At 73.6% G+C, this 20189-nt stretch carries 13 protein-coding genes; 9 read left to right on the plus strand and 4 right to left on the minus strand.

Features of this window, described 5'->3' with window-relative positions; genetic code table 11:
* Position 1 precedes the first annotated feature (1 nt).
* The 6 genes from ACWIGU_RS28055 to ACWIGU_RS28080 are packed head-to-tail and all read left to right on the plus strand — an operon-like array spanning position 2 to position 8725.
* The gene (locus tag ACWIGU_RS28055; RefSeq protein ID WP_454404464.1) at positions 2–3355 is read left to right on the plus strand and encodes a non-ribosomal peptide synthetase; all 3354 of its coding nucleotides are present in this window, start codon (positions 2–4) and stop codon (positions 3353–3355) included.
* Positions 3352–4344 (plus strand): TauD/TfdA family dioxygenase, encoded by a 993-nt coding sequence (locus tag ACWIGU_RS28060; protein ID WP_454404465.1) that lies wholly within the window; start codon positions 3352–3354, stop codon positions 4342–4344. Before ACWIGU_RS28055 ends, ACWIGU_RS28060 begins: the two co-directional genes overlap by 4 nt.
* Positions 4341–5348 carry a TauD/TfdA family dioxygenase gene (locus ACWIGU_RS28065; protein ID WP_454404466.1) on the plus strand — a complete coding sequence of 336 codons (1008 nt, stop codon included), beginning with the start codon at positions 4341–4343 and terminating at the stop codon, positions 5346–5348. Before ACWIGU_RS28060 ends, ACWIGU_RS28065 begins: the two co-directional genes overlap by 4 nt.
* Positions 5345–6337, plus strand: a complete 993-nt coding sequence (locus ACWIGU_RS28070) for a GNAT family N-acetyltransferase (protein WP_454404467.1) — start codon at positions 5345–5347, stop codon at positions 6335–6337. Before ACWIGU_RS28065 ends, ACWIGU_RS28070 begins: the two co-directional genes overlap by 4 nt.
* Positions 6338–6363: 26 nt before the next feature.
* The gene (locus ACWIGU_RS28075) at positions 6364–7389 is read left to right on the plus strand and encodes a fatty acid desaturase family protein (RefSeq protein ID WP_454404468.1); all 1026 of its coding nucleotides are present in this window, start codon (positions 6364–6366) and stop codon (positions 7387–7389) included.
* A gap of 46 nt (positions 7390–7435) precedes the next feature.
* Positions 7436–8725, plus strand: coding sequence for a diaminopimelate decarboxylase (locus ACWIGU_RS28080; RefSeq protein ID WP_454404469.1), 1290 nt, complete (start codon positions 7436–7438; stop codon positions 8723–8725).
* A gap of 98 nt (positions 8726–8823) precedes the next feature.
* On the opposite strand, the gene ACWIGU_RS28085 is transcribed toward ACWIGU_RS28080, so the two are convergent.
* From ACWIGU_RS28085 to ACWIGU_RS28100, 4 genes are read right to left on the minus strand one after another with little or no spacing between them, the layout of a single operon-like run.
* Positions 8824–11208, minus strand: a complete 2385-nt coding sequence (locus ACWIGU_RS28085; protein WP_454404470.1) for a M28 family peptidase — start codon at positions 11206–11208, stop codon at positions 8824–8826.
* A gap of 30 nt (positions 11209–11238) precedes the next feature.
* The gene (locus ACWIGU_RS28090; RefSeq protein ID WP_454404471.1) at positions 11239–12537 is read right to left on the minus strand and encodes an MFS transporter; all 1299 of its coding nucleotides are present in this window, start codon (positions 12535–12537) and stop codon (positions 11239–11241) included.
* A 2-nt stretch (positions 12538–12539) separates the two neighbouring features.
* Positions 12540–15947, minus strand: coding sequence for a non-ribosomal peptide synthetase (locus tag ACWIGU_RS28095; RefSeq protein WP_454404472.1), 3408 nt, complete (start codon positions 15945–15947; stop codon positions 12540–12542).
* Positions 15944–16708: a 2OG-Fe dioxygenase family protein gene (locus ACWIGU_RS28100; protein WP_454404473.1), complete on the minus strand. Its 765-nt coding sequence runs from the start codon at positions 16706–16708 to the stop codon at positions 15944–15946. Before ACWIGU_RS28100 ends, ACWIGU_RS28095 begins: the two co-directional genes overlap by 4 nt.
* A 227-nt stretch (positions 16709–16935) precedes the next feature.
* Here ACWIGU_RS28100 and ACWIGU_RS28105 point away from each other — a divergent pair, with 227 nt between their 5' ends.
* The 3 genes from ACWIGU_RS28105 to ACWIGU_RS28115 are packed head-to-tail and all read left to right on the plus strand — an operon-like array spanning position 16936 to position 20173.
* Positions 16936–18585, plus strand: a complete 1650-nt coding sequence (locus tag ACWIGU_RS28105) for a condensation domain-containing protein (RefSeq protein ID WP_454404474.1) — start codon at positions 16936–16938, stop codon at positions 18583–18585.
* 53 nt (positions 18586–18638) lie between these two features.
* Positions 18639–19346 (plus strand): thioesterase II family protein, encoded by a 708-nt coding sequence (locus ACWIGU_RS28110; protein ID WP_454404475.1) that lies wholly within the window; start codon positions 18639–18641, stop codon positions 19344–19346.
* Positions 19343–20173 (plus strand): SDR family oxidoreductase, encoded by an 831-nt coding sequence (locus ACWIGU_RS28115; protein ID WP_454404476.1) that lies wholly within the window; start codon positions 19343–19345, stop codon positions 20171–20173. Before ACWIGU_RS28110 ends, ACWIGU_RS28115 begins: the two co-directional genes overlap by 4 nt.
* Positions 20174–20189: the final 16 nt, after the last annotated feature.

A 20189-nucleotide genomic window follows, 5' to 3' on the forward strand; every position in this document is an offset into this window, starting at 1 on the left:
AATGCAGACCCAGCTCTCCCAGGGCGCTCAGCTCTCCGCGGAACAGCGGAAGCTGCTCGATCAGCTGCTGGACGCGGACGGTATCGACCGGGTCGCGGGCAAGGTGACGCGGCGCACCGGTGACCTGTCCCGCGCGCCGCTGTCGTTCGGGCAGGAGCGGCTGTACTTCGTGGACAAGCTGCGTCCGGGTTCACCGATGTACGTCGGATCCGGGGCACTCAGGCTGCGCGGTGCGCTCGACGTGGAGGTGCTGCGCCGCTCGATCGCGCTGCTCGTGGACCGGCACGAGGTGCTGCGCACCGGAGTGGTGGAGGACGGCGACGGTGTCGAGCAGCGCATCCGGCCGGCCGGCACGGTCCAGGTGGAGCTGCCGGTCCGGGGTGCCGCGTCCGGCGAGGTGGCCGACCGGGTGCGCGAGGCGGCCGCGGAGGGCTTCGACCTGTCCGCGCCCCCACTGCTGCGGGCCGTGCTCCTGGAGATCACCGACGCGGCGGAGCCGGAGTGGGTGCTGGTCCTGTCCGTGCATCACATCGCCGTCGACGGCTGGTCGCTCGGCCTGCTGATGGGCGAGATGAGCGAGCTGTACTCGGCGCTGGTACAGGGCGCCGAGCCTTCCCTTGCCGAACTTCCCCTGCAGTACGCCGATTTCGCCTCCTGGCAGCGCGGCTGGCTGGAGCAGGGCGTCATCGCCGATCAACTCGCTTACTGGAGTGACCAGTTGAGCGGAGTGGAGGCGACGGAGGTGCCCACCGACCGGCCGCGGCCCGCGGAGCGCAGCTACGTGGGCGACACCGTGCCGCTCGCGCTGGACGGGCCGCTGACGCAGTCGTTGCGGGCGCTGACCGACAGTGGCCAGTCGACCCTGTTCATGGCGCTGACCGCGGTGTGGGCGAGTGTGCTCGGCCGGTTCGCGGACCGGCGCGACGTGGTGGTGGGCACTCCGGTGGCCGGGCGCACGCGCGCCGAGCTGGAGAGCGTCGTCGGGTTCTTCGTGAACACGCTGCCGCTGCGGGTCCGCATCGAGGACGGCGACACCTTCCGTACGCTGCTGCGCCGCACCCGTGAGGTGTGCACCCAGGCGTACGCCCATCAGGACGTGCCGTTCGAGCGGATCGTGGCGGAGCTGCAGTCGGGGCGCGACGCCTCCGGGCAGACGGCGATCGCCCGGCACTGGCTGGCGCTGCACAACACGCCCGCCCCCGATCTGACGATGCCGGGCCTCGTGAGCGAAGCGCTGCCCGCGCTCATCGGCACGGTGCGCTGCGACCTGTCGGTGCAACTGGCGCCCGACGGGCAGGGCGGGCTGAGCGGCCGCCTCGAGTACTCCACGGAACTGTTCGACCGGAGCACGGCGACGACCCTGGCATCGGCTTTCGAGACGCTCATCGCCTCGGTGGCGGCCGCACCGGACAGCCCGCTGGACGAGCTGGACATGCTGGCCCCGCAGGCGCGCGAACACATCGTGGGCGACCTGTCGGGAGCTGCCCGAGGTGCCCTCACCGGCCCCTGGGTGCCGGAGCGGTTCGCCGCGCAGGTCGACGCCCGCCCCGACGCGGTGGCGGTGGTCGACAGCGACGGCGGGCAGCTGACGTACGGCCAGCTCGACGTGCTCGCCAACCGGGTCGCACACCTGCTGGCGGCGCGCGGTGTCGGCGCCGAGGACCGGGTGGGTGTGCTGCTCCCGGGGGGCGGCGCGCTCGCGGCCGCCGTGCTCGGCGTGCTGAAGGCGGCGGCCGTCGTGCTGCCGCTCGACCCCGGCTATCCGCCCGCCCGTCTCGCCCAGCTGGTCGAGGACGGCGCGCCCCGGCTGGTGCTCAGCGACACCGGGTCGGCCGATCTGCTGCCCGGCCTGGACGTCGTGGACGTCACGGGCGAAGAGGTCGCGGGCCGTCCCGGACACCGCCCGCCGGCCGTCGCGACGGCCCCGGACGCCGGTGCCCATCTGCTGTTCACATCCGGCACGTCGGGCCGCCCCAAGGGCGTGCTCACCACCCGTGCCGGCCTGATCAACCGCCTCATGGGCATGGAGCGGCAGTTCTCCATGGGTGCGGGCGACCGGGTGCTGTGCAAGGCACCGCTGGGCTTCGACGTCGCCGTGTGGGAGCTGCTGCTGCCGCTGGTCACCGGCGCCACGGTGGTGTCATGCCGGGTGGGCGGGCACCGCGACCTGGAGTACCTGCGGGAACTGATCGACCGCCGCGAGGTGAGCGTCTGCCACTTCGTGCCGTCCCTGCTCGAGGAGTTCGCGAACGCTCCGGCCGGTGCGCACCCCTCGCTGCGCCTGCTCCTCAGCGGCGGCGAGGAACTGCCGGCGCCTCTCGCGCAGCGGGTCCTGGAACGGTTCGGGCACGCCGAGTTCGTCAACCAGTACGGACCGACCGAGACCGTCATCGACGTCACCTCCGGGCGAATCCCGGAGCCCGTCCCGCACCGGGTGCCGATCGGCCGGCCGGTGCCCGGTGCCGAGGTGTATGTCCTCGACACGTCGATGCGGCCCCAACCCCTGGGTGTCGCGGGCGAGTTGTACGTCGGCGGGGTGCAGGTGGCCCGCGGCTACGTGGGCCGTGCCGCACTGACCGCCGAGCGGTTCGTGCCGCATCCGTTCGCGCACGGGCAGCGCCTGTACGCGACCGGGGACCGGGCGCGCCTCCTTGCGGACGGCTCGGTGGAGTTCCTCGGCCGGACCGACGACCAGGTCAAGATCCGGGGCAACCGGGTCGAGCCCGCGGAGGTCGCGGCGGTGCTGCGCGCGCACCCGCAGGTGTCGGGCAGCCACGTCACCGTGCAGCGCACCGGCACGGCACCACGTCTGACCGGGTACGTGACGTCGGACGCCGCGAACGCGGAGGAACTGGCGGAACAGCTGCGTGAGTTCCTGCGCGAGCGGGTGCCCGAGGTGATGGTCCCCGCGCAGCTCTTCGTGCTCAGGCAGTGGCCGACCGGTGCGCACGGCAAGATCGACGTGGCGGCGCTTCCGCAGCCCTCGGGCGAACGCCCGGACACGCAGGGGGAGTTCGCGGCGCCCGTCACCGACGTGCAGGTCCGTCTCGCCGCACTGTGCACGGAGCTGCTCGAGGTGGAGCGGATCGGCCTGACGGACTCCTTCTTCGACCTGGGCGGGCACTCACTCCTCGCGATCCGGGCGATCTCCCGTATCCGCAAGGAGTTCGGGGTGGGGCTGCAGATCGGCCAGTTCTTCAAGGCGCCGACGCTCGCGGGCCTCGCCGAGGCGATCGAGGCGAAGCGCGCGGCCACGGACGGGAAGCCGGCCGGACCGGCCCCCATCCCCCGGATCGACCGCGGCGCGCAGCGCCACCGACCGGCCGCCACCCATCGTGAGGGAGACCGAGCATGACCATTGAGGTGCACGACGCCGTGGCCGTGAGCCCGGTGTGGGAGGGCCGTTCGCTGCCCGCGCTGGTGCGCTGCGAGAGCCCCGGAGGGGCGCTGCCCGCCTGGGTGAGCGCCCACCGGGACGAGGTCGACGCGCTGGCACGCAAGGCGGGGGCGGTGCTGCTGCGCGGCTTCGACGTGCGCGGCGCGCAGGACTTCCGGGCCGTGATGGACGCCCTGTCGCCGCAGGTGCTCGCCTACGGCGAGCGCTCGTCGCCGCGCAGCCAGGTGTCCGACGGCGTCTACACGTCCACCGAGTACCCGGCGGACCAGCCGATCCTGCTCCACAACGAGCAGTCGTACACGGCCAAGTGGCCGACACGCATCGTCTTCTTCTGTGAGCGGGCGGCGACCGAGGGCGGCCGCACACCGCTCGCGGACTCCCGCCGGATCCTGGCGCGTCTGCGCCCGGAGACGGTGGACAGGTTCGAGCGCCTGGGAGTGCGTTACGTCCGCAACTACCTGCCGGGCATCAGCCTGCGGTGGCAGGAGGCGTTCCAGACGGACCGGGCCGAGGACGTCGCCGCCTACTGTGCGCGTGCCGACATCACGCCCGAGTGGGTGGACGAGGACCATCTGCGGACCGTGCAGGTCAGGCCCGCGGTGCGCAGGCATCCGGTCACCGGGGAGCGCAGTTGGTTCAACCACGCGCTGTTCTTCCACGTGACGTCGCTCGACCCGGAGGTCAGCGCCGGTCTCCTGGAGGCCCTCGACGAGGAGGACCTGCCCTACAACACGTACTACGGGGACGGTTCCCCGATCGAGAGCGAGACGCTCGCGGAGCTGCGGGCCGCCTACGCGGCCGAGACCACGGGCTTCGACTGGCAGCCCGGCGACGTGCTCGTCGTGGAGAACATGCTGGTCGCGCACGCCCGTGAGCCCTTCGTCGGCCCGCGGCGCATCCTGACCGCCATGGCCGACGCCATCGACGCCGGCGAGGTGCCCGCATGACGCTCACCGACCTGACCCCCGCGCTCGAGGACGGCACGGTCACGGTCCGCCCGCTGCACGAGGAGCCGTTCCTGCTGGAGATCGAGGCGCGTGAGCCGGGCCTCGGCCTGCCGCGGTGGGTGGCCGGCCGCAAGGAGGAACTGCGGGCGGGCCTCGACCGCTGCGGCGCGCTGCTGCTGCGCGGCTTCGACGTACCGGACCCGCAGGAGTTCGGGCGGGCCGCCCGCGCGTTCTCGCCGGACCTGCTCGGCTATCTGGAGCGTGCCGCGACCCGCACGGAGGTCGCCGACAAGGTGTTCACCTCGACCGAGCTGGGCGAGGACCAGTGGATTCCGTTCCACCACGAGATGTCGTACTCCCACAACTGGCCCGGCCTGCTGTACTTCTTCGGCGATCTGCCCTCCCCCGAGGGCGGCGCCACACCCGTGGCCAGCGAGCGCCGGGTGTTCCCCCTGATCCCGGCCGAGGTCCGGGAGCGCTTCACGCGGCACGGAGTGCGGTACGTGCGCAACTACGGCCCGGACCTCAACGAGTCCTGGCAGGTGGCGTTCCAGACCACCGACCGGGCCGAGGTGGAGGCGTACTGCCGGCAGTCGGACACGGCGTTCGAGTGGACCGGTGACGACGAGCTGCGCACCACCGCGGTGCGCCAGGCGGTGACGAAGCATCCGCGGACCGGCGAGACCGTCTGGTTCAACCACGCCCATCTGTTCCACCTGTCCAACGTGGAACCGGAGGTCGCCGAGATCCTCGTCGAGGAGTACGGCGAACAGGGCCTGCCGCGCAATGCGTACTACGGGGACGGCGCGCCGATCGAGAACGAGGTCGCCGAGCTGATCCGATCCCTGTACCGGGAGGCCGCCGTGTCGTTCACATGGCGGCGCGGCGACGTGCTCGTGGTGGACAACCACCTCGCCACGCACGCCCGGGAACCGTTCCGCGGGGACCGCCGCATCCTCGTCGCCATGTCCGACCTGCACACCGAGCTGCCGGCCGGCCGATGACGGCTGCCGCGGGCCGTCACCGCACCATCCGCACCACCGGAGGAACCATGCTGCTGCGCCCCACCACCGACGCCGACCTCGACCGCGTCACCGACTTCGTCGTCGAGGAGCCGATCAGCTGGATTCCGGCCGACCGCTACCGGGCCGAACTCGACGAGGGGATGTACCGGCCGCAGTGGTCGTGGATCGCCGAGGCGGACGGCGACATCGTGGCGCGGGCGCTGTGGTGGGGCCAGGCGGCGAGCGAGCACCCGGTGGCCCTGGACTGTCTGCACGTGGCGCCCTCGGTGGCCGACAGGGCGGGCCTCGCGGCCGATCTGCTGCGGGCCGGGCACAAGGCGTTCGGCCAGGCGGGCGCCGCGCAGCCGCCGCTGTACAACGTGACGCTGTCCAACGGCTGGCGTGCGGACCCCGCGGTGTCGGCCGCGCTGGCCTGGCGGCGCGAAGCGGCCCTCGCGGCCGGCCTCACCCACGAGGTGGAACGGCTGCGCCTGGAGTGGACGCCCGCGACCGGGGTGCCGGCCGTGCCGGAGCGGCTCACCTTCGAGGAAGCAACCGACGAGGAGTTCCTCGACGCCTTCCGCCGCGTCGCCGAGGGCAGCCTGGACGCCGAGACCCGTCAGCACCTCGCGGCGCACGGGCCCTCCGCGACGGCCCGCAAGGAACTGGACTTCTACCTCGGGTGCCCCGGCGAGCGCGCCTGGTGGCGCCTCGCGCGCACGCCCGACGGGACCGTCGCCGGGTTCGCGATCCCCTCGGCCACCCCGTACCACCCGAACGTCGGCTATCTGGGCGTGGTCCCCGAACTGCGCGGCCGGGGCTACGTCGACGTACTGCTCGCCGAGATCACCCGCAGCCACGCGGAACGCGGCGCCGAACTGATCACCGCCACCACGGACACGGGCAACGCGCCCATGGCGGCGGCCTTCGAACGCGCCGGTTACCGCAACACCCAGATCCGGATGCTCTTCTCGGCCCCGGCCGGCTGATCCGCCGAGTCCTCCTGGAGTACGTCATGACGCAGACCGCCCCCTTGTCCCCGAGAGACCGCCCGGCGGCGACCCCCGAGCCCGCGAGCCGCCCCTACGCGCGCGGCTACCAGTCCCCCGCCGCGCTGCGCCCCGTCCTGCGCGCGGCCCATCACACGCGCCTCGCCACCACGGCGGCCGTCGCCGTCGCGGACCAGCTCGTGCTGATCGCCGCGATACTGGCGGCTTCCTGGCCGGGCTGGTGGTCGGCGCCCGCACCGGCCGCGGCCGGCGTACTCATGGCTGTGATCGCACTGATCCTCACGGGACGCCAGATACGGGCGCTGGAGTGCCTGGTCCACGAGGCCAGCCACTTCAACTGGAGCCGCCACCACCGCCGGGCCAACGACAGGTGCGCAACGGTCCTGGCGGGCCTGCCCACCGGTATCCGCATCGCCCGCTACCGGGCCGAACACCTGGTGCACCACAGCAGGCTCGGCACCGGCGACGACCCCGACCTGCGGCGCTACGCGGAGCTGGACATCACCGGCCTGGACCGCACGAGCCGGGTGGGCTACGCCCGTTCCCTGCTGGTGCGGATCGCCGCCCACCAACGCGGCTGGTACCGGTCCACCTCCACGGACCTTCCGGCGCTGCTGCTGCCGGTGGGCTGGGCGCTGCTGGTCGTGTCGCTCCCCGCGGCTCTCCTGTGGGGCGCCGCCGCGGCCGCGGTGGCCGCCGGGGTGTGGCTGACCGGGTTCGCGCTCGTCCTGCCCGTGCTGCGGTTCATCGGGGAGTCCAGCGAGCACAGCTACCACGACGCGGACACCGTCTTCGACTCCACCATCACCAACATCGGCCCGCTCCAGCGCCGTCTCATCCATCCGCACAGCGACGGCTACCACACCGTCCACCATCTGTGGCCCGGCGCCCCGCATCACCAACTGCGGCAGTTGCACGACGAGTTGATGACCGCCGACCCGCAGGGCTTCGCCGACCGGCTGCGCACCCGCAGCCGCATCGTGGCCGAGCCCACCCCCCGTACCGGCCCCGGCAGCACGCCGTGGACGTGACCCCCCTGACACCTGCCCTGAACCACCTTCGAGGAATGAGTCCGACATGAGTGAGGTCGCAGTGGAGCAGTTGAAGTTTCTCGCACCGGACGACGTGCGCACCGTCGCCGAGGAGTTCGGCACGCCGGTGTTCGTGTACGACGAGGCCACCGTGCGCGCCTCGTCGAAGACGATGTCCACCCTCCCCAACGCTTTCGGCCTGACGGTGCGCTACTCCCTCAAGGCGTGCCCCGGTCAGGCGATCATCCGGCTCTTCGACCGGGAGGGGTTCTCCTTCGACGCGAGCTCGGTGTGGGAGGCCCGCCGCGCGGTGCTCGCCGGGGTCGAGCCGGGGCGCATCTCGATGACCGCGCAGGAGGCGGTCTTCGACGAGAACCTGCGCGAACTCATCGATCAGGGGCTGCAGTTCGACGCGGGTTCCCTGCACCAGCTGGAGGAGTACGGCCGCGCCTACCCGGGCGGTGCTGTCGCGATCCGCATCAACCCGGGCTTCGGCTCGGGCCTGGTCGGCCGCCTCAACAGCGGTGGCCCGCAGTCGAGTTTCGGCATCTGGCACGAGCAGCTGCCCGAGGTCAAGCAGATCGTCGAGCGGTACGGGCTGCGCCTGGTGCGGCTCCAGTCACACATCGGCTCCGGCCACCACTGGGACATCCTCGTCGACGCGGTGCGCACCATGCTGTCCTTCGCCCGCGACTTCCAGGACGTGCACACCCTGGACCTCGGCGGCGGCTACCGGGTCTCGGCCCTGCAGAGCGACCCGGTCTACGACCACACCGAGTGGGCCCGCGTCGTGGCCGACGAGCTCAAGCAGTTCGCCGAGGAGACCGGCCGCCGGCTGCACACCGAGGTGGAGCCCGGCACCTATCTGACGGCGCTGGCCGGCTCGCTGGTCACCAAGGTCATCGACAAGGCGGACACCGGCGCGGAAGGCAATTCCTTCCTCAAGATCAACAGTGGTCTGACCGAGATCGCCCGCCCGTCCTACTACGGCGTCCAGCACCCGATCGTGTCGGTCCCCGCCGCGGGCGGCGCCGAGCGCGCGGCCGACGACCGCGAGGAGTTCAACGTGGTCGGCCACTGCTGCATCGCCGGTGACGTGCTCACCGCGAAGCAGGAGGAGCTGGCGCCGGTGCCGCTCGGCCGCACGGAGATCGGCGACTACGTCGTCATCGAGCGGGCGGGCAGCTACTGCTCCTCGATGTCGATGAAGAACTTCAACTCCTACCCCGAGGCCGCCGAGGTGCTGCGCCGCGCCGACGGCAGCTTCGACCTGATCCGGTCCCGCCAGAGCATCGAGCAGGTCATCGTCAACGAGCGTATCCCCGAGGGTCTGTGACGTTTCGTCAGAGAAACCAAGCGCCCGGCCGGGGTTTCCCGGCCGGGCGTCTTGCGTGGGGGCTGCTGAGATCCCGGGTGTTCAGGCCGCGCCGCCCGTCAGAGCACGTAGCGGCGGGACACCAGTGTGAGCCCCGAGTTGTTCGCGGACCAGGTCACGTCGGCCGGACGCGGGACGCTCAGCGTGCCCTTAGGCAGCCCCGGGGTCCGGGTGACGGCGCGCAGCGTCAGCGGCTGCGTTCCGCGCAGTGTCAGTTCCACCCGGGTGCCAGGCCCGGTGGGCGGGGCGGCAAGGAGCAGGCCCCAGCGCCAGCCGTCGCTTGCGAAGGGCCGGTTGGTTCCGCCGGGGACGGTCTGTCCGGCCACCTCGGCGCGCGCCACGGCCGCGCCGCCGGCGTCCGCGTACAGGCCGATCTCCGCGGCCCTCGCGTCCGTGGCGCGCACGGACAGGGTGATGTGGCGGACGTCGCCCGTGCGGGTGGTGGAGAGGACCTTCACCTGGGGGGCGGCGACGGTCGCGGCGGGCGCGGACCCGGTGTGCCAGCGCGGTGGCTGGTCGAGGGAGGGGAAGGTGTTCTCCAGGGACGCTGTGGCGCCGCCGACGTAGTGGTCGAGCCAGCCGGAGTCGCCCGCACCGCTGGAGGCCCAGCGGGCGCGGCCGGTGTCGGCATCCAGCGTGTAGAGGAGGCTGACCTGCGCGGGGCGGGACGCGGTGGGCGCGCCGGCGAGCAGGGCCGCGCCGAGCGCGGCCAGCGCGCCCGCTGTGCCGAGGCCGGTGCCGGTGGCGAGCCATCGGCGGCGGGTCGTGGCGGGCACCGCGGGCAGGGCGGTGGCGAGCGCGAGGGCGAGCAGGAGTGCCGGGGCGGCGGCGAAGGCGACCGGCACCGTGTCGAAGAGCAGCGTGCCCACCGGTACCAGCAGGGCGGCGCACGGCACGAGGGGCGCCGTGGCCAGTGCGCCGCGCCACGGCGAGCCGGGGCCGACGCGGGCCGCGGCCGCGAGGCCCGCCGCCCCGGTCAGCGAGGGCCACAGGAACAGGTACGAGGCGCCCGGCAGCCAGAGGGCGCTCAGCAGCGTGCACAGGGTCAGCCATGCGGTGACCGCGGCGCCCGCCTCCAGGGCGCCGACCCGGCGGCGCGTCACCACCGCCCACACCCACAGGGCAGTTGCCGTCAGGAGTGCGGCGGCCAGGTGCAGCGGTCCTGCGGTGTAGGGGCTGCCCAGCGCGAACCCGGTCCACTGCGGTCTGAGCCAGGTCGCGACGGGCCACACCGCGCTGACCGCCGCCGTCGCGCACAGGAGGGCGAGCGGCAGTGTGGCCGCGCTCAGCGCGGCCTTCTTGGCCCGGACGGCTCCGCGCCGGCGCGCGTACCATCCGGCGGCGCCGAGGGCGGCCACGGCGAGGAGCGCGCCGGGCAGCACCAGGCCCGTCGGGTAGCGGACGAGGACCGGCCCCAGGGTGAAGTACGTGGCCCCGCCCGCGTGCGAGGTGCCGCTCAGGTCGGCGCCGCCCAGTCGGCGGGCCGCGGCCAGGACGGTGTCGCCCATGTCCTGGAGGCTCGCCCGGCTGAAGTGGGCGAGGTTGTCCTGCGGGGTGTGGTAGTTCGCGGAGGTGCCGATCACGGCGAAGTTCATTCCGGTCATGCCGGCCTCGCGCAGCACGGTGAAGTCGGTGTCGTTGGGCAGCATCCGGTACACCTCGTCGGACAGCGAGGTGGCCACGGGGACCCGGTCGCCGAGCGCGGGAAGCACGGCGGCGTTCCCGGTTCCCGTCTCGAACATGACCGCCCGTCCCGAGGTGCCCCGTGCCTCCAGGTTGAGGACCACGGTGGAGGCCGCCGGTGCCGTGTCGCGGGCGACGAAGGCGCGGGCTCCCAGCAGGCCGGGCTCCTCGCCGTCGGTGATCAGGAAGGTGACGTCGTTGCGGGGGGCGGGGCCCGTCTTGAGGGCGCGGGCCACCTCCAGTGCGGTGGCGAGGCCGATGCCGTCGTCGGAGGCGCCGTGGCTGTTCTCCGCGGAGTCGTAGTGGGCGACGATCAGCACCCTGCCGCTGGGGTGGGTGCCGTGCACGGTGGCGCTGATGTTCTGTGTCCAGGCGGCGACGGCCGCGCCGTTGCCGGTGTCGCTGCTGGTGCCCGGCTCGATGCGTGCGCCGAGCCCCAACTCGCGCAGGTGGCGGACCACTTCGTCGCGTGCGCGGTCGTGGGCCGCGGTGCCGGTGGCGTGCGGGCCGCGCGCCACGGCCGCCACGTGCGGGTAGGCGCGCGCGGCGGAGAAGGAGCCCGCCGGTGCCGAGGCCGGCGCCGGGGCGGGTGTCAGGCTCGCCCAGAGCACGCCGGCCAGGGCGACGGCCAGGGCGAGCACCGGCACCAGGAGGCGGGTCAGGGCCCGCATCGCGGGTGACGGGCGGCGCGGGCCCGCTGCGGGTGGCCGCGGTTCCTGCGCGGCGGTGAGGTCCGCGGGGGTGGTACGGGTGTCGGCCATCGGTCGGCTGCTTCCTTGTCGTCGGTGTGCTCAGGTCCGTTCCGGTGCCTGGGTCCGTTCGGCCGCCACGGCCTGTCCGGTCCGCTCGGCGGGCGTGTCGTCGCCGGCCGCGTCGAGGGCGGCCGGGGACAGCCGCAGCAGCGCCGTCACGGTGGCCGCGGCGAGCAGGGCGGCCGCGAACAGGAACGGGGCGCGCAGCCCCGCGGCTTCGGCGAGCGCGCCGCCGGCCACGCCGCCGAGCGGAGACACTCCGTTGACGACGAACCGGTAGCCGCCGTTGACCCGGCCGAACAGCTCGCCGGGCACCAGCGACTGCCGCAGCGAGGTGGTCACCACCGTCGCCAGTGAGATGGCGGCGCCGACGAAGGCGAGGGCGCCGGCGGCGAGCAGCGGGAGCGAGGTGAGTCCGGCGATCAGGAACGGCAACGGGCACAGCGCGAAGGCCAGTTGGAGCGTGCGGGCGCGGCCGATGGCGCGGGTGACGAGGGGGGCGAGGAGTACCCCGGCCAGGCCGCCCACGGCGAGGACGGCCAGGAGCAGGCCGTAGGCGCGCTGGCTGATGTGCAGCACGTTCAGGGCGTACAGGACGGCGATGCTCAGGACCGCGACCACGGCGAAGTTGAGCGCGCCGACCAGGACGCACACGGTGCGCACCACTCGGTGGCGCCACAGCCAGCGGATGCCGTCGGCGGTCTCGGACACCACGGCGCGCGCGGTCAGCCTGCCCGCCGCCGTCGGCGCGGGGCGGGCGCCCGGGGGGCGGATGCTGAACACCAGGACGGCGGAGACGGCGAAGGAGAGGGTGTCCACGGCGAACGGCACCGGTTGGCCGAGCGCGAACAGGGCGGTGCCCAGCGGTGCTCCCAGGAACTCGCTGCTCACCAGCTGACCGCCCATCAAGCGGCTGTTGGCCGAGTCCAGGGAGCCGCCGCCGGCCACGTCGGGGACGACGGCCTGCGACAGGTTCTCGGCGAGCGTCGTGATCGAGGTGAGCAGGAACGAGATGACGGCGAGGACGGTGATCCCGGCCCGGTCGGTGAGGATCAGCAGGACCAGCGCACCGGTGACCAGGACCCGGGCGACGTCGCAGATCCACAGGGTGCGCCACCGATCGAGGCGGTCCACCAGGGCGCCGGCGAACGGCCCCACGCAGGTCCACGGCAGCTTTCCCGCCATCGCCACCAGCGCGACCGCGAACGGATCGTGGGTGAGGGTGGCCGCGTAGACGGCGAGGGCGGCGGTGCGGGTGCCGTCGCCGAATCCGGAGGCGGCGGTCGCCGCCCACAGGCGCCCGTACCCGTAGGCGAAGCGCGGCGTGCGCGGCGCCACGGTCAGCCCTCCAGCTTCTGCTGCACCTCGTTGTGCGACATGCTCTGCACCTGCCGCACGAGGGCGGCGACCCGGTCCACGTCGATGCCTGCCTCGGCTCCCTCGGCGCGCATCAGCGTGGCGAGGGTGGCGACGGTGGGCGCCTCGACGAAGAAGTGCAGGGGGAGTTCGAGCCGGAACAGTTCACGGATGCTGGAGACGACGATGGTGGCGAGCACCGAATGGCCGCCGCGTTCGAAGAAGTCGTCGTCGACCGAGACGTCGGTGATCTCCAGGGTCTGCTCCCAGACACCGGCCAGCACGTGCTGCAGGTCGTCCGCGGGCGCCCGGCGTTCCTTCGCCGGGGCCCGGCCAGGGCGGGGCAGCGCGGCCCGGTCGATCTTGCCGTACGGGGTGAGCGGGAAGGCGTCGAGCGCGACGAAGACGTCCGGGACCATCGGCGAGGGCAGCGCCGCGCGCAGATGCGTGCGCAGGGCCGGGGTGTCCGGCGCGCTCTGCCCGGGCGCCGCGGTCACATAGCCGACCAGGCGGGCGCCGCCGTCCGGGGCCGCGGCGGCGAGAACGAGGGCGTCGGCGACCTGGGGGTGGGCGCGCAGCGCGGCCTCCACCTCGGCGGGTTCGACGCGGAAGCCGCGGATCTTGACCTGGTGGTCGGTGCGGCCGAGGAACTCCAGGGTCCCGTCGGGGCGCCAGCGGGCGCGGTCACCGGTGCGGTAGACGCGGGCGCCGGGGACGAAGGGGTGCGGGACGTAGACCTCGGCGGTCTGGGCGGGGCGGCCGAGGTAGCCGCGCGCCACCTGGACGCCGCCCGCGTGGAGTTCGCCGGGAACACCGACGGGCTGCACGCGGCCGGCGCCGTCCAGGACGTAGAGGTCGCCGCCCGGCACGGGCCGTCCGATGGGCACGGGGGACGCGGCGGGCGCGGTGACGGTGTGCTCGGCGATGTTGATGGTGGTCTCGGTCGGCCCGTAGGAGTTCACCAGGCGGATGTGCGGTACCTGGAGGAGGAGTTGGTCTGCGAGGTCGGCCGGCAGCTCCTCGCCGGCGCTGATCACCAGCCTGAGGGCGGCGCCGGCGCGGGGCAGCCCGCCGAGGCCGATGGCGGGGCGCAGCGCCGAGGGCACGAAGAAGCAGGTGGTGACGGAGTGCCGGGCGAGCACGGAGTACAGGTAGTCGACGTCGGTGCCCAGGCCCGGGGCGGCGAGCACCGTGCGGCCGCCCGAACGGAGCGCGACCAGGAGTTCCCACATCGAGGTGTCGGCGCTGAGCGGGGTCTTGTGCAGCACGCGCTCGTCGGGGCCAAGGCCGAGGTCCGCGCACATGCCGGCCAGCCGGTTGGCCAGTCCCGCACGGGTGATGAGCACGCCCTTGGGGGCGCCGGTGGAGCCGGAGGTGTAGAGGACGTACGCGCCGCTGCCGGGCAGTTCCGGCACGTCGGGCCCGGCCGCCGGGTAGTGCGCCGTGAGGGCGGGCAGGTCCTCCACGGTGAGTACGGGCGTGCCCTCGGGCAGCCGGGCCGCGAGCCGGGTGTCGGTGAGGATCAGGCACGGCGTGGCGTCGGCGACGACCTGGGCCAGGCGCCCCGCGGGGTGCTCGCTCTCCAGCGGTACGAGGACGGCTCCCGCCTTGAGCACGGCGAGGACGCAGACCATCAGGTCGAGGCCGCGCGGCAGCAGGAGCGCAACGCGGTCCTCGGGGCCCACGCCCCGGGCCCCCAGCAGATGGGCCAGCCGGCCGGCCCGCTCGTCCAGTTCCCGGTAGGTGAGACGGTGCTCGGTGGCGGGGGGCGGGACGTCGGCGACGACCGCGGTGGCGTCGGGGGTGGCGGTCGCGTGGGCGTGGAAGGCGTCGAGGAGGCCGTCGCCGCCCGGGGCGGGCGCCTCGCGGCCCGACCAGTGCAGGGCCAGCGTGGTGTGCTCCACCTCGGTCAGGACCGGCAGGTCACGTACGGCCGTGTCGCCGTCGGCGGCGATCGCGGCGGTGAGGACCTGGCGGACGGCGCGGGCGATGCGTTCGGCGGTGTCCTGGTCGAACAGGTCGAAGGAGTACGACAGCCAGCCGGTCAGGCCGCCGCCGTGCTCGGCGGGCGAGAACTCGAGAGACAGGTCGATGTCGGACCCGGTCTTGGGCAGGTTGAGCGTCTCGGCGCGCACGCCGTCCAGTTCCAGTTGGCGCAGGGGGACGTTGCGCAGCGCGAACAGGGCGCGCACCAGGGCCGAGCGGCCGCTGGTGCGTTCGCCGCCGACCTCGCGCACGATCCGCGGGAAGGGCACGTCCTGGTGGGCGAAGCCGTCGAGACTGCTGTCGCGGGTGGCGCGCAGCAGCTCCCGGAAGGAAGCGGCGTCGTCGACGCGCACGCGCAGCGGGAGGGTGTTGACGAAGAAGCCGATGAGCGGCTCCGATTCGGGCCGGGTGCGTCCGGCGACGGCGGTTCCGATGACCAGGTCCCGCGCGGCCGACCAGCGGTGCAGCACCACGGCGTACGCGGCGAGCAGCACCATGAACGGGGTCGCCTTCTCGGTGCGGCCGAGCCGGTCGGCCCGCTCGACGAGCTGGGCGTCCAGGTCGATGCGGACGGCGGCGCCGGAGAACGTCGGCCTGGCCGGGCGGGGCCGGTCGCCCGCGAGTTCCAGGGGGAGCACCCCGTCGAGCTGTTCGCGCCAGTGGGCGATCTGCCGTGCGGCCTCGTCACCGGCCAGCCACGTGTGGTGGGCGGCCGCGAAGTCGGGGTACTGCACGGCGAGTTCGGGCAGGTTCGCGGGGCGCCCGGCGAGCTGGGCGGCGTACCCCTCGGTGAGTTCGTCGACGAGGACGCCGAGCGACCAGCCGTCCACGACGATGTGGTGGACGCACAGGGTCAGCAGCCAGGAGCGCCCGTCGGGGGCCTCGGGGTCGTCGGTGAGCTGCCACAGCTCGGCGCGCAACAGCGGCGCGGCGGACAGGTCGAAGGGGCGCCGGGCGATCCCGTCCAGGAGTGCGGGCACCTCGTCGGCGCGGGCCCGGCCGCGCCCGAGCACGACGCGCACCTCGTCGGGGGTGCCGACGACCTGCACCACGCCGTGTTCGGGGTCGGTCGCGAAGCGGGTGCGCAGCGCCTCGTGGCGGGCGACGACCGCGGCGAGGGCACGCTCCAGCGCTCGGGTGTCCAGGTCGCCGCGCAGCCGCACCGCGATCGGCAGCAGGTAGTTCACCGCGGACGGGTCGAGCTGGTACTGGTAGTAGAGCTGCTGCTGGCCGGGGGACGCCACGTAGCGCTGGGCCTGACCGGTGCGCGGCAGAGCCGTGACCGAGATGCCGGAGCCGGCCCTGCCGCGGGCCAGGTGCCGGGCGAGCAGGGCGCGCCGCTCGGGGCTGAGTTCTGCCACGGCGCGCTGCAGGGCGGAGGGGTCCGCGGGCAGGGTCTCGGTCATCGCAGTTCCTCCGCGTCGGCCGCGACGGGGTCGAAGTCGACGATCAGTACGTCGCGGTGGCTGGGGCGGGCCGGGTCGACGGGGGCCAGGGGTGTCACGTCGTGCAGCAGCTTGCGGTCGTCGACCAGGAGCTGGTCGCCGGGTTCGTCGAGGGTGACCGCGAACAGCTGGTTGCCGTCGTCGTCGTAGAGGGAGCTCTCGCCGCCGGTGATGTTGGTGCGGTCGACCAGGAGCGAGGTGACGTAGGCCCCGCCGTCACGGTGGCGGCCCTGGGGGGCGGGCCTGCCCGTCTGGTCGGGGCTGGTCACGATCCGGAACGGGTGCAGCTTGACGTCCCAGTGCCGGGCCCCTTCGGCCCGGGAGAACACGTCGCCGAGCAGGCGCACGACGGCCTCCGTCAGCGGGTCGGCGAGGAACGCCTCGGTGAGCGGGTCGAAGCTGCGCCGCACGCCGCCGTTGAGCGGGTTGACGGCGGTGTCCTGGAAATAGGGGGCGTGGGGCTGCGCGGTCAGCTCGCCGGTCCGGGCGTCGAAGCGGAAGTGCCCGTAGCGCCGGTAGCGGTAGGTGCCCCCGTCCTTCATGAAGGTGTCGAGGGTGAGGTCGTCCCAGTGGCGGGCGAAGCGTGCCCAGTCCTGCGGACCGGTGCCGGTGAGCCGGCGCACCTCGGGTGCGGTCAGCAGATGGCCGCCCCATCCCGACAGGCCTGTGACGGCGGCGGTCACCGTCCGCGTCTGCGCGGCGGCCGTGGTGGTCTCGGACACGAGGTCGAGTCCCCTTTCGGTGGGCGGCCGGGGACAGGGCCCCGGCGGCGGTGCGGACGGATCGCATCGGCACGCGTCGCCCAGGTGAGGCCCCGCGAGCGGTCTTTGGATGCAACAGGCCCGCAGGCGGGTGCGGCAGTCAGGACATTGCCTGACTGCCGCGCGCGTCCGGGCCGGCCGACCATCCGGGTAAGGGCTGCCCGGGCAGTCGGACAGGGAGGGTGACGTTGACGGCCGACGATTCGCTGACGGTGGTGACCTCGTTCGCCCAGCAGAGCCTGTGGCTGCAGCATCAGGTGGACCCCGACCGTGCCGCGTACAACATCACCGCGGCGGTGCGGCTGCGCGGGCCGCTGGACGGCGCGGCGCTGGAGCGGGCGCTGAACGCGGTGGTGGCGCGGCACGAGGTGCTGCGCACGGTCTTCGCCCTGGACGGCGAGGACCCGGTGCAGGTGATCGGGCCGGAGCGGAAACTGCGGGTCCCGGTGCACGGCGCCGGGCCCGACGACTTCCGGTCGTACGCCGACAAGGTGCTGTTCGCGCCCTTCGACCTGCGCGGCGGGCCGCTGCTGCGCCTGGAGCTGCTGCGGCTGGGCCCGGAGCACCACATAGCGCTCCTGGCGCTGCACCACATCGTCACCGACGGGGCGTCCTCGGCGATCCTGCTGCAGGAGCTGTCCCACGCGTACGCCGCCGAACTGGCCGGGGTGGAGCCCCTGTGGGAAGAACTGCCCGTCCAGTACGCCGACTTCGCGGTGTGGCAGCGTGACGCGCTCAGCGGCGCCGCCCTCGATGATCTGACCGGGCACTGGACGCGGACCCTGGCGGGCGCCGAGCCGCTCGCGCTGCCCGCCGACCGGGAGCGGCCCGCCGACGACTGCGGGCACGCCGCCGTGCACCACTTCACCCTGCCCGCCGCGCTCACGGCACGCCTGGAGGAGCTTGCCCGCGCCGAGCGGGCCACGCTGTTCATGGTGCTGCTCGCCGGTCTCGACGCGCTGCTCGCACGCTACTGCGGGCAGGAGGACATCACGGTCGTCTCCCCCATGGCCGGCCGCGGCCGCCCCGAACTGGAGGGGCTGATCGGCTACTTCGTCAATCCGCTGCTGCTGCGCACCCAGGTGTCCGGCACCGCGGGCTTCGCCGCGCTGGTGGGCCGGACCCGCAACACCTGCCTGGACGCCTTCGACCACGAGGAGCTGCCCTTCGAGCAGGCCGTCGAGGTGCTGCGCGGGCACGGCGGTCCCGGCGCCGAGGGCCTGCGTTCGCAGGTGATGCTGGTGCTGCAGAACACGCGGCCGAGCCGCTGGCACAGCGCCGGCATCGACTTCGAACTGATTCCCGCCGACACGTCGGCCGCCAAGTCGGACCTGGTGCTCGAGGTACGCCCCGACGCGGACGGCGGCTGCACGGCCGCCCTCGAGTACCGCACCGGCCTCTACGACGCCGCGACCGCCGACCGCGTCGCCCGCCACTTCGCCGCCGTCCTGGAGGCGGCCTGCGAGCGGCCCGACGAGCCCCTGTCGCAGCTGCTGGCCACCGTCGTCCCCGACGGGGAGATCCCCACGGTGCGCGGCGGCGCCGTGCACGGCGAAGCTCCCGCCGCGACCGAGTACGTCGCGCCCCGCACCCCGCTCGAGGAGGAGGTCGCCGGGATCTGGTCGGCGCTCCTCGGCACGGAACGCGTCGGCGTGCACGACAACTTCTTCGACCTGGGCGGCCAGTCACTGCTCGCGGTGCGGCTCGCGGCCAGGCTGCGGGACGAGTTCGGCGTCGAGATGACGGTGCGCGACCTGTACGCCGACTTCACGCTCGAGGCGGTCGCCTGGGCCGTACTGCAGCGGATGACGGCCGACGAGGAACAGGCGCCCGCCTGAGCGATCACCGTCCGATCCACACCACCCAGCGGACCCACGGATTTTGGAGAGACATGTTGAGTGCGGCGGTTCTGTGCTTCGCGCCCGCCGGTGCGGGAGCGAGCTTCTTCCACCCGTGGCTGGGGCAGCGCGAGGGCCTTACGGTGCTCCCGGTCGAACTGCCGGGCCGGGAGAAGCGGTTCGCCGAGCCGGAGTGCACCGAGCTCGGCGCCCTGATGGACGCGGTCCTGCCCGCCCTGCGGTCCGCGACGGCCGGGTTCGGCAAGGTCGCCGTCCTCGGACACAGCTTCGGCGCGCTGCTCGCCTACGAGGCGACGCGCGCGCTCGCCGCGGAGCGGGGCGGGCTGACGCTGGTGGCCTCCGGCGCGACATGGCCGGGCACACTGCGCCGCGGGCGGATCACCGGCCTGCCCGACGACGAGTTCATCGCCGGTATCCACACGATCGCCGGATACCGACACCCGGCCCTGGACGAGCCGGAGTTGCGCGATCTGGTGCTGCCGCCGCTGCGCACCGACGTGGCGATGCACGAGAACTACACGTACGTCGAGCGTGAGCCCCTCGACGTGCCGGTCCTCGCCGTACGCGGCGACGCCGACCGGCTGGTGTCGGCCCACGACCTCACGAAGTGGGAGCGGGTCACCACCGGCACGGTGACCGTCGCGGAGCTCACCGGTGCCCATATGTATCTGGTGGAGGAGTGGCCCGCGCTGCTCGACCTGCTCGCCGGGCAGCTCCTCGGCGCCGGGACGCCGTCATGAGCGGACGGCTCACGGGCCGGACCGCGATCGTCACCGGTGCCGGGCGGGGCGTCGGGCGGGCCTGCGCCACGGCGTTCGCCGCGCAGGGCGCCGACCTGGTCCTGGTCGACATCGCCGCCGGCCTGCCGCACGTCCCCTACCCCGCGGCCACCCCGAGCCAGCTCGACCACACCGCCCGCCTGTGCCGCGAGCAGGGGGCCGCCGTGCTCACCGCACGCGCCGACGTGCGGGACGCGGCGGCCTGCGAGCGGGTGGTGGCCGATGCCGTGGACCGCTTCGGTTCGCTGGACGTGCTGGTCAACAACGCGGGGATCGCGGGTCCTGCGGGCCGGATCGTGCACGAGGTCACCGAGGACGAGTGGGCGGTGATGATCGACGTCAACCTCAACGGCGCCTGGCGGATGCTGAAGGCCGCGGGGGCGTCGATGGTGGCGGCCCGCTCCGGCTCCATCGTCAACATCGCCTCCACCGCCGGTCTGGTGGGGTACCGCAACTTCGCCGGCTACGTGGCGTCCAAGCACGGCCTGGTCGGCCTGACGAAGGCCGCCGCCCTCGACTACGCGCCGTACCGGGTACGGGTGAACGCGGTCTGCCCCGGCTCGGTGCGCGACGGCGAGGAGTGGGAGGGCCGGATGCTGGTGGAGATCGGCCGCAGCATCGGGATCGAACCGGCCGACCACGAAGCCGAGTTCATCACGCAGATGCCCATGAACACGCTGGTGGAGGCGGACGACGTGGCGGGGGCCGCCCTGTGGCTCGCCTCCGAGGAGTCCCGTCACTCCACCGGCGGTGTGATCACCGTCGACGCCGGCTACAGCGCCCGTTGACCCGGATCGGTCAGGA

This window comes from Streptomyces sp. NPDC055400, assembly GCF_053644375.1.